7 protein-coding genes and 1 pseudogene are annotated in these 7912 nt (G+C 70.6%); all 8 read left to right on the top strand.

Going from position 1 to position 7912, the window contains the following annotated elements:
• Window positions 1–280: pseudogene (locus tag G3N98_RS37105) on the top strand (hypothetical protein); the annotation flags it as partial.
• Complete coding sequence (locus tag G3N98_RS37110; RefSeq protein WP_179250269.1) at window positions 280–2130, top strand: acyl-CoA dehydrogenase; 1851 nt, start codon at window positions 280–282, stop codon at window positions 2128–2130. The pseudogene G3N98_RS37105 and the gene G3N98_RS37110, both read left to right, overlap by 1 nt.
• Window position 2131: 1 nt before the next feature.
• Entirely contained in the window at window positions 2132–3388 is a 1257-nt protein-coding gene (locus G3N98_RS37115) for a citrate/2-methylcitrate synthase (RefSeq protein ID WP_206150906.1), read from the top strand.
• A gap of 35 nt (window positions 3389–3423) precedes the next feature.
• Window positions 3424–4086, top strand: a complete 663-nt coding sequence (locus tag G3N98_RS37120; RefSeq protein WP_085040119.1) for a class I SAM-dependent methyltransferase — start codon at window positions 3424–3426, stop codon at window positions 4084–4086.
• Window positions 4087–4089: 3 nt separating this feature from the next.
• Entirely contained in the window at window positions 4090–5163 is a 1074-nt protein-coding gene (locus G3N98_RS37125) for a TauD/TfdA family dioxygenase (RefSeq protein WP_089476296.1), read from the top strand.
• Window positions 5164–5176: 13 nt separating this feature from the next.
• Window positions 5177–6190: an ABC transporter ATP-binding protein gene (locus G3N98_RS37130; RefSeq protein WP_089476297.1), complete on the top strand. Its 1014-nt coding sequence runs from the start codon at window positions 5177–5179 to the stop codon at window positions 6188–6190.
• A complete protein-coding gene (locus tag G3N98_RS37135; RefSeq protein WP_206150907.1) occupies window positions 6183–7262 on the top strand; it encodes an ABC transporter permease in 1080 nt (359 codons plus the stop codon). The genes G3N98_RS37130 and G3N98_RS37135 overlap by 8 nt, the downstream gene beginning before the upstream one ends.
• A 69-nt stretch (window positions 7263–7331) precedes the next feature.
• A complete protein-coding gene (locus tag G3N98_RS37140; RefSeq protein ID WP_059590725.1) occupies window positions 7332–7874 on the top strand; it encodes a hypothetical protein in 543 nt (180 codons plus the stop codon).
• Window positions 7875–7912: the final 38 nt, after the last annotated feature.

The following is a 7912-nucleotide window of genomic DNA, read 5'->3' on the forward strand; positions in this document are numbered from 1 at the left end:
CGACTGGTGCGTGCCGCCCGGCTTCGATCCCGGCTTCGCGGCGCGCGTGGCCGACGCCGCGTCGATCCCGGTCGCCGCCCGCATCCAGCATGAAGCCGCCGGCCACCTGTCGTCGGCCGAATCGGCGGCCGCGCTGATCCGGCTCGCCGGCGCACTCGACGAAGGCGAACGCCGCACGGTGCTCGTGTGGGATGCGGCACTGCATGGCGCGGCGGCGGCGGCCGTCGTCGACCTCGCCGGCGGCCTCGATGCCGCGCTCGATATCGAAGGAGACGCGTGATGAGCGCCTACAAGGTGAGCCTGCGCGAACTGCGCTTCTTTCTGTGGGAACTGTTCGAAGCCGACAAGCGGTTTCTGGCGGAACACGGCCTGTACGGCACGCATGACCGCGCATCGATCGACGCGCTGCTCGAACGCGCACGCGATTTCGCGCTCGACCTCGGGCGCAGCTACCAGCAGGCGGACGTCGAGGGCTGCACGCTGCTCGACGACGGCCAGGTGCGCATTCCGTCGCATTTCCACGCGCTGTGGGCACGCTTTCGCGACGAATGGTCGAACACGCTGTTCGGCACCGCGCACGGGCTGCCGCCGATCGTCACGCAGATGATCTACGAGATGTTCATGGGCGCGAACCCGTCGTTCATGACGTACGGCGGCTTCACGCGCCCCGCGATCAAGCTGCTGCAGATGCACGGCACGCCGCACCAGAAGGCGCTGATTGCGCCGCTCGAGGCGTACCGCTGGGATGCCTGCTTCTGCGCGACCGAACCGCAGGCCGGCACCGACCTCACCGCGGTCGCGCTGCGCGCGACACCGCTCGAACGCGACATCTACGCGATCGACGGCGAGAAGGTCTACATCTCGGCCGGCATGCACGAGCTGACCGAGAACACGCTGTATTTCGTGCTCGGCCGCATCGACACCGCGTCGCCGGACTCGTTCTCGCTGTCGTGCCTCGTCGTGCCGCGCTTCTGGCCGGACGAGGAAACGGGCGAGCTGCAATCGAATCATGTCGACTGCATCGGCCTGCCGCGCAAGATGGGGCTCAAGGGCTGCGCGAACACGCATCTCGTGTTCGGTTCGAACGGCACGACCAAAGGCTGGCTGCTCGGCGGCCGGCGCAACGTCGGCCTGCTGCAGCTGATGCCGCTGATGAACCAGGCGCGGATGAGCACCGGGATGTTCGGCGTCGGCGTCGCGTCGAGCGCGTACCTGCATGCGGTCGAGTATGCGGGCCGCCGGCTGCAGGGCCGGCCGATCGAACGCGCGTCGAACACCAATGCCGCCCGCGTCGCGATCGTCGAGCACGCGGACGTGCAGCGCATGCTGGTCGACATGAAGAGCCGCGTCGACGGCTGCCGCGGCCTGCTCGGCAAGCTCGCCGCCACTGCCACGCGCGCGGCGATGCTCGAAGCGACGCCCGACGCCGACCCGGCCGAGATCGAGCGCCACCGCAAGCTGCAGTTGCTGCTGACGCCGATCTGCAAGGCGTTCATCTCCGACCAGGCGTGGCGGATCTGCGAAACCGCGATCCAGGTGCACGGCGGGCTCGGCTATACCGATGCGAGCCCCGTCGAGCAGAACGCGCGCGACGTGAAGATCCTGTCGATCTGGGAAGGCACGAACTACATCCAGGCGCAGGACCTCGTGCGCGACAAGCTCGGCTTCGGCCGTCATTCGCGGCTGATCCAGTACTACCGCGACGAACTCGACGTGTTCCTCGCGCGCCAGCATCACACCGGCACGCATGCGGAGCTGCGCCCGCTGTTCGATGCGCTGCGCACCGGCGCCGACCGGATCGCCGCCGCGCTCGACGACATCGCGCGCGACGTGCAGGACGGTCACACGCACCGCAGCAGCCAGTTCTACACGCGCTTTCTCGAGATGTTCGGCGTCGTCACGTCGGCGTGGGTGCTGCTCGAATCGGCGACGATCGCCGCGCGCCGGCTCGACGCGCCGGACACCGCCGATACGCCGGCCGAACTCGCGTTTTATCGCGGCAAGCTGAAAAGCGCGCGCTACTACTTCGCGAACGTGCTGCCCGTGGTCGACCAGCACGCGGCCGTGATCGCCGCGATGGCGCATGCGGCGATCAGCGTCAGCAGCGACGAACTCGCGCAGGTGGAATGACATGGATACGACGCTCGATTCCGGCACGACCACCACGACGGCCCCGCCCGCGTCAGCCGGCGACGCGCCGCGCAACCTGCTCGGCCGCCCCGCGACCCGCCATCGCGGCACCGACATCGACGGCGCGACGCTCGAACCCGAAGCGCTGCGCGTGCGCGATCTCGATCTGAACGCGCTGATTGGAGCAACGACGTTCGAAGGCGCGCTCGCGCACCTGTGGTTCGACGTCGCGCCCGGCAGCGCCGCGCATCGCGCACACGAAGCGGCCATCGGCACGCGGCTCGCGGCGTTCGCCGATGCACTGGCACCCGGGAGTGCCGCGCAATCCGTCGCCGCGGATCTCGGTGCGGCGGGTGTCGCGCCGGTGTTCGCGGCCGCGTCCGGCCTGCTGCGCGGCTTCGACGACGTGACGGCCCGCATGCACGGCGACGCACCGGACGACGCCGATCTCGACACGATGCTGCTGTGCGCGGCCGCCGCACCGTTCCTGCTGCACGCGGCGATCGAAGGCCGCCCGTTCGCCGCACGCCACGGCTCGATCGGCGCCTCGCTCGCCGGCACGTCGAACCAGGCGCAACGCATGCTCGTGCTGACCGGCGCGACGCGCAATGACGCAGCGGCCCAAGCCGCGATGGACATGCTGCTCGTCGCGTGGCACGCAGGCTTCGGCTACATCACGCCGACCGTGCTCGCACCGCGGGTCGCCATCGGCACCGGTGTCACGCTCACGCAGGCGATCGCGTCCGGTTTCCTCGCAAGCGGGCCGTCGCACGTCGGTGCGGCGCTCGAAGCGATGCAGTGGCTCGCCGCGCTCGCGCAGTCGGTGCCGGGCGGCACCGGCGCACCGCCTGCCGCGCTCGACGCAGCCGGGCGCGCGGCGATCGACGCCACGCTCGATGCGAAACGCACGCTGTACGGCTTCGGCCATCCGCTGTTCGTCGCCGACCCGCGTCCGCCGCACATGCGCGCGCGGTTCGCGGCGCAAGGCTTCGACGGCGCGTACGTGACGCTGTTCGACGCGTGCTGCGCGCAGGCCGATGCCCGCCGCTCGCTTCGGCCGAACATCGATTTCCTGACGGCCGCGACGCTGCTCGAACTCGGTGTCGCCGCGCCGTCGTGGGGCGTCGGCGTCGGGCTCGGCGCACGCATCGCGGCGATGGCCGCACATGCGGTCGAGCGGCGCCGCCGCCCGGCTTTCGGCGTCAACAGCGCGACCGCGCGACGGCTGCTGGCCGCCGTGCCGGTCGGCTGGCTGTGAACCCTCATCCCTCCGCACTCCGCAAAAGGACCGTCATGCTGCTCAAGAACCTGCGCCCGGCGAACGACTACGATCGCTTCGCCACCGAAACGCTCGAACCGTGGGACCTGCTGTTCATCAGCCGCATCCGCCAGCTCGCACGCGGGATGACGCCCGGCGTGATCGCCGACATCGGCACGGCCACCGGCGTCGTGCCGGTGCGGCTCGCGACCGACCCGGCGATGCGCGGCTGGCGCTACGTCGGCATCGACCTCGATCCGGCGATGCTCGACGAAGGCCGCCCGCGCATCCACGAACTCGACCTCGACGACACGATCGAGATGCGCGTCGGCGATGCGCTCGCGCTGCCGTTCGACGACGGCACGCTGACGATGGCCGTCGGCCGCGCGACGCTGCACCACCTGCCGGACAAGGCATTGAGCCTCACCGAGATGTATCGCGTGCTGGAGCCGGGCGGCATCGCGCTCGTGCACGACATGCGCCGCGACGCGCCGCAGCACCTGCTCGACCGCTTCACCGAGATGCGCGCCGCCGCCGACTATCCGCCGACCCACGTCGAGGAAAAGATCACGCTCGACGAAGCGCATGCACTCGTCGCCGAAGCCGGTCTCGCGGAAGTCGCGTCGATCTACAGCCCGAGCGCCGGGCTCGGCGCGCTCGGCTTCGAGATCCTGCTGAAGAAACCGGCGCTGGCCTGAGTGATGACCGACCTCGCCTTCCTCGCCGCGCACGCCGCCGCGCGGCTCGGCGCCGACGACGTGCACTGCGCGGCGGTCGCGCCCGGCGCGACGCTGCCGCTGTGCGTGACGCCGCGCAGCGCCGAACTCGCGACCTCGCCGGAGATGTTCGTCGCGTGGTACCGCTCGCGGCTCGACACGATCGACACGCTGCTCGACGCGTGCGGCGCGCTGCTGTGGCGCGGCTTCGCGGTGCCCGACACCGCCGCGTTCGGCCAGCTCGGTGCGCTGTATCCGCCGCACGCGAACGGCTATACGGCCGGCGCCGCGCCGCGCAAGCAGATCGACGGCCAGGTGTACGAGTCGACCCGCATGCCGCCGCCGTTCAAGATCGGGCTGCACCAGGAAATGGCCTACATGCCCGCGTTCCCGCGCCTCGTCGCGTTCTATTGCCGGCAGCCGGCCGACGCGGGCGGCGAGACGCCGATCTGCGACATGCGGCGCGTGACGGCGCGCGTGCCGGCCGCGCTGCGCGAACGGTTCGCCGAACGCGGCGTGATGTACCTGCGCAATTTCGCGGCGCCCGGCGCGCGCGCGGACGGCCTCGCCGCCCATCCGGGCATGCCGTTCGCCGAATACCACCGGCCGTGGGACGACGCGTTCGGCACGACCGAGCGCGACGAGGTCGAGCGGCTGTGCGCGGAGCGCGGCGTCGGCTGCCGCTGGCTCGACGACGGCAGCGTGACGGTGTCGCACGTCGGCAGCGCGCTGCGCACGCATCCGCGCACCGGCGAAACCGTGTGGTTCAACCAGGCGAGCGCGCAGCACCCGAATCCGCGTTCGATGGGCGAGCTCAGCTACCGCTACCTGCAGCGCATGTACGCCGGGCGCGCGGCGTTCCCGTACGAGATCCGCTATGGCGACGGGTCGCCGATGCCGTTCGACGATCTCGTCGCGATCTACGACGCGTTCGACGACGAGGAGCGCGCGTTCCCGTGGCAGGCCGGCGACGTGCTCGTCGTCGACAACATGCTGGTCGCGCACGGCCGCAACCCGTACCGGGGCGCGCGCGACACGCAGGTCATGCTGTTCGACTGACAGGAAGCCGACGATGAGCGATTCGTTCCTCGCCTCCGTGCGCGCGCTGTTCGGCCCGCACACCGCGTTCGACCGGCCGCTGCGCACGGCCACGCAGCCGCTGCCCGATGCGCACTCGCCCGGTGCTGCGCTCGGCGCGCGCGCGATCGACGTCGCGGCCGGCGATTTCCGTTTTTCCGCGCGGCACGTGCGATTCCGGCTCGGTGCAATCACCGCGATCGTCGGGCCGAACGGCTCCGGCAAGACCACGCTGCTCGAAACGCTGCTCGGCTTCCGGCGCGGCGGCACCGATGTGCGCGTGCTCGACGTGCCGGCCGCGCGCTTCATGCGCGATACGCCGTCGTTGCGGCGCATCGGCGCGCAGTTGCAGAAGGTCGAGTATCCCGACCATCTCCGCGTGTCGGAGATCGTCGCGCTGCACCGCGCGATGTATGTACGTGCTGACGCCGCGGTCACGGATGCGCTCGGCATCGCCGAACTGCTCGACAAGCCTTGCCGCGCGCTGTCGAAGGGGCAGCGCCAGCGCATCGATCTCTACGTGGCGCTCGCGCACCGGCCGGAACTCGCCGTGCTCGACGAACCGTTCACCGGCCTCGACCGTCGTTACGCGGGCGTCGTGATCGACCTGCTGCGCGACCGTGCACGCGGCACGAGCGTCGCGATGATCTGCCACGCCGAGGAAGAGCTGGCCGTCGTCGACGATCTCGTGTGGGTGCGCGACGGCGGCGTGCGCTACCAGGGCGACAAGGACGCGCTGCGCGCCGAGCTCGTCGGCGAGGCGCGTGCGGTCCTGCATTGCCGCGACGAAGCCGATGCGCGCGCGCTGCGCAAGCGGCTCGCGGCGCTGCCCGGCGTGACCGGCGTGCGCGTATCGGCCGCGCATGTCGTCGAGGTGTTCGGCGACGCGACGCTGCATCCGAACGTGCACCGCATCGTCGGCGAACAGGGCATCCAGCACCTCGCGCTCGCGCCGAGCACGCCGGGCGACCTGCTGCGCCTCTGTACCGAGGGCCCCACCCATGACTAAGGTGTTCCTTATTCTCGTGCGCAACGAGCTGCTCGGCTATCTGCGCAGCCGCTCGTCGCTGTTCTGGACGCTCGTGTTCCCGGTGTTCCTGCTGAGCGTGATGCTGTTCGCGTTCGGCGGATCGGGTTCGCTCGGCACCGCGGACATCGCGTTCGTCGTCCCCGGCGGCGCGACCCCGTACAGCCGCGCCTGCGAAGCGCAGATCGTCGAGAGCCTCACGCACAGCGACACGGTGAAGGCGATCTTCGACGGCCGCGGCGCGGCAGCCGATCGCGTGACCGTCGTGCTCGGCCACGACGAGCGCACGCCGGCGACGATCCGCTACGACTTCAACGGCTCGCTCGCGGTCAAGGCCGCGTCGCGCGTCGTCGAGATCGCGCTCGCACGCTGCGCCGCGCAGCGGCTCGGGCTGCCCGCCGCGCAGGCGCGCTTCGAGAACGCGGCACCCGCGCGCCGCCCGTTCGACTATGGCGCGTTCTTCGCGACCGGCATTCTCGTGATGGCGTTCATGGCGATCGGCCTCAACTCGACGACGACCGCGATCGCATCGCTGCGCGAGCGCAATACGTTCAAGCTGTACGTGTGCTTCCCGGTCTCGCGCGGCGTGTTCCTCGCCGCGCTGATCGTCGCGCGGATGATCATGATGGCGCTGTCGGCGCTCGTGCTGCTGACCGTCGCGCGCGTCGCGTTCGGCATCGCACTGCCGATCGCCACGCCCGACGGGCTGCGCGCATTGCCGATCGTGCTGCTCGGCGCGGCGATGGTGCTCAGCATCGGCGTACTGCTCGCGAGCCGCGCCAAGTCGCTCGCCGCCGCCGAACTCGCGTGCAACGTCACCTACTACCCGCTGCTGTTTTTCAGCGACCTGACGATCCCGATGCACGACGCGCCGGCCTGGCTGAAGGCGGTGCTCGCGTTCCTGCCGACCAACCAGTTCGCGGTCGCGCTGCGCGGCGCGCTGGTCGACGGCGCCCCGTATGCGCAGCTCGCGCCGCAACTGCTCGGCATGACCGCGAGCACCGCGCTGTTCCTGTTCGCCGCCGCGCGGCTGTTCCGCTGGCACGACGCTTGATGCGTCGCCCGCTGTTTCACTGTTTCGATGTTTCGCTGTTTCGATGTTTCGACGAAGGAGAATCCCCTGATGAAATCGAGCAATCCCATCACCGACTACCTGCTGCACGCGAGCAACTTCCTGCCGGCGATCGTGTTCCTGTTCTACGGCCGGCTCGGCCCCGAACAGCCGGACGTGCGCTGGACGCACGCGTTCCTGATCGGCGGCGTGCTCGCGCTCGTGCACGGTGCGTGGCTGATCCGCCGCGCGGACCGCAACAGCATCGCGATCGGCGTCGACCTGTTCCTCGTGATCGGCGCGGTGCTCGCGCTCGTGTCGCCGACAGGTAGCCGTTTGTGGGGCGAGGAACTCGGGCCGGCCGCGATGCTCGTCTGCGTGCTGGTCGTCGGCATCGTGCATACCGCGTGGTCGGACGGCGGGTTCGTCGACGGCACGTTCGTCGACCACGCGCGCGCACGTTCGTTGTCGATCGTGCTGCTCGCCGTCACCGTCGTCGCGCTCGCGGTGTCGATCGCGATGCGCCACAGCCCGCTGTGGGGCGGCGTCGTGCCGCTGATCGCGCTGGTCGTCGTGCGCGGCCGGCTGCGCAAGCAGCTCGTGCGGGCCGGCTGACGATGAGCGCGCTGCCCGACCGCGCCGCGCAGCGGCAC

This window comes from Burkholderia sp. Tr-20390 (assembly GCF_017104595.1).
GTDB lineage: Bacteria > Pseudomonadota > Gammaproteobacteria > Burkholderiales > Burkholderiaceae > Burkholderia.

Excerpts from the sequence above, each read along its gene's own strand:
- G3N98_RS37140 (WP_059590725.1), top strand. The coding sequence starts at position 7,332 with ATGAAATCGAGCAATCCCATCACCGACTACCTGCTGCACGCGAGCAAC.
- G3N98_RS37125 (WP_089476296.1), top strand. The coding sequence starts at position 4,090 with ATGACCGACCTCGCCTTCCTCGCCGCGCACGCCGCCGCGCGGCTCGGC.
- G3N98_RS37115 (WP_206150906.1), top strand. The coding sequence starts at position 2,132 with ATGGATACGACGCTCGATTCCGGCACGACCACCACGACGGCCCCGCCC.
- G3N98_RS37135 (WP_206150907.1), top strand. The coding sequence starts at position 6,183 with ATGACTAAGGTGTTCCTTATTCTCGTGCGCAACGAGCTGCTCGGCTAT.
- G3N98_RS37110 (WP_179250269.1), top strand. The coding sequence starts at position 280 with ATGAGCGCCTACAAGGTGAGCCTGCGCGAACTGCGCTTCTTTCTGTGG.
- G3N98_RS37120 (WP_085040119.1), top strand. The coding sequence starts at position 3,424 with ATGCTGCTCAAGAACCTGCGCCCGGCGAACGACTACGATCGCTTCGCC.
- G3N98_RS37130 (WP_089476297.1), top strand. The coding sequence starts at position 5,177 with ATGAGCGATTCGTTCCTCGCCTCCGTGCGCGCGCTGTTCGGCCCGCAC.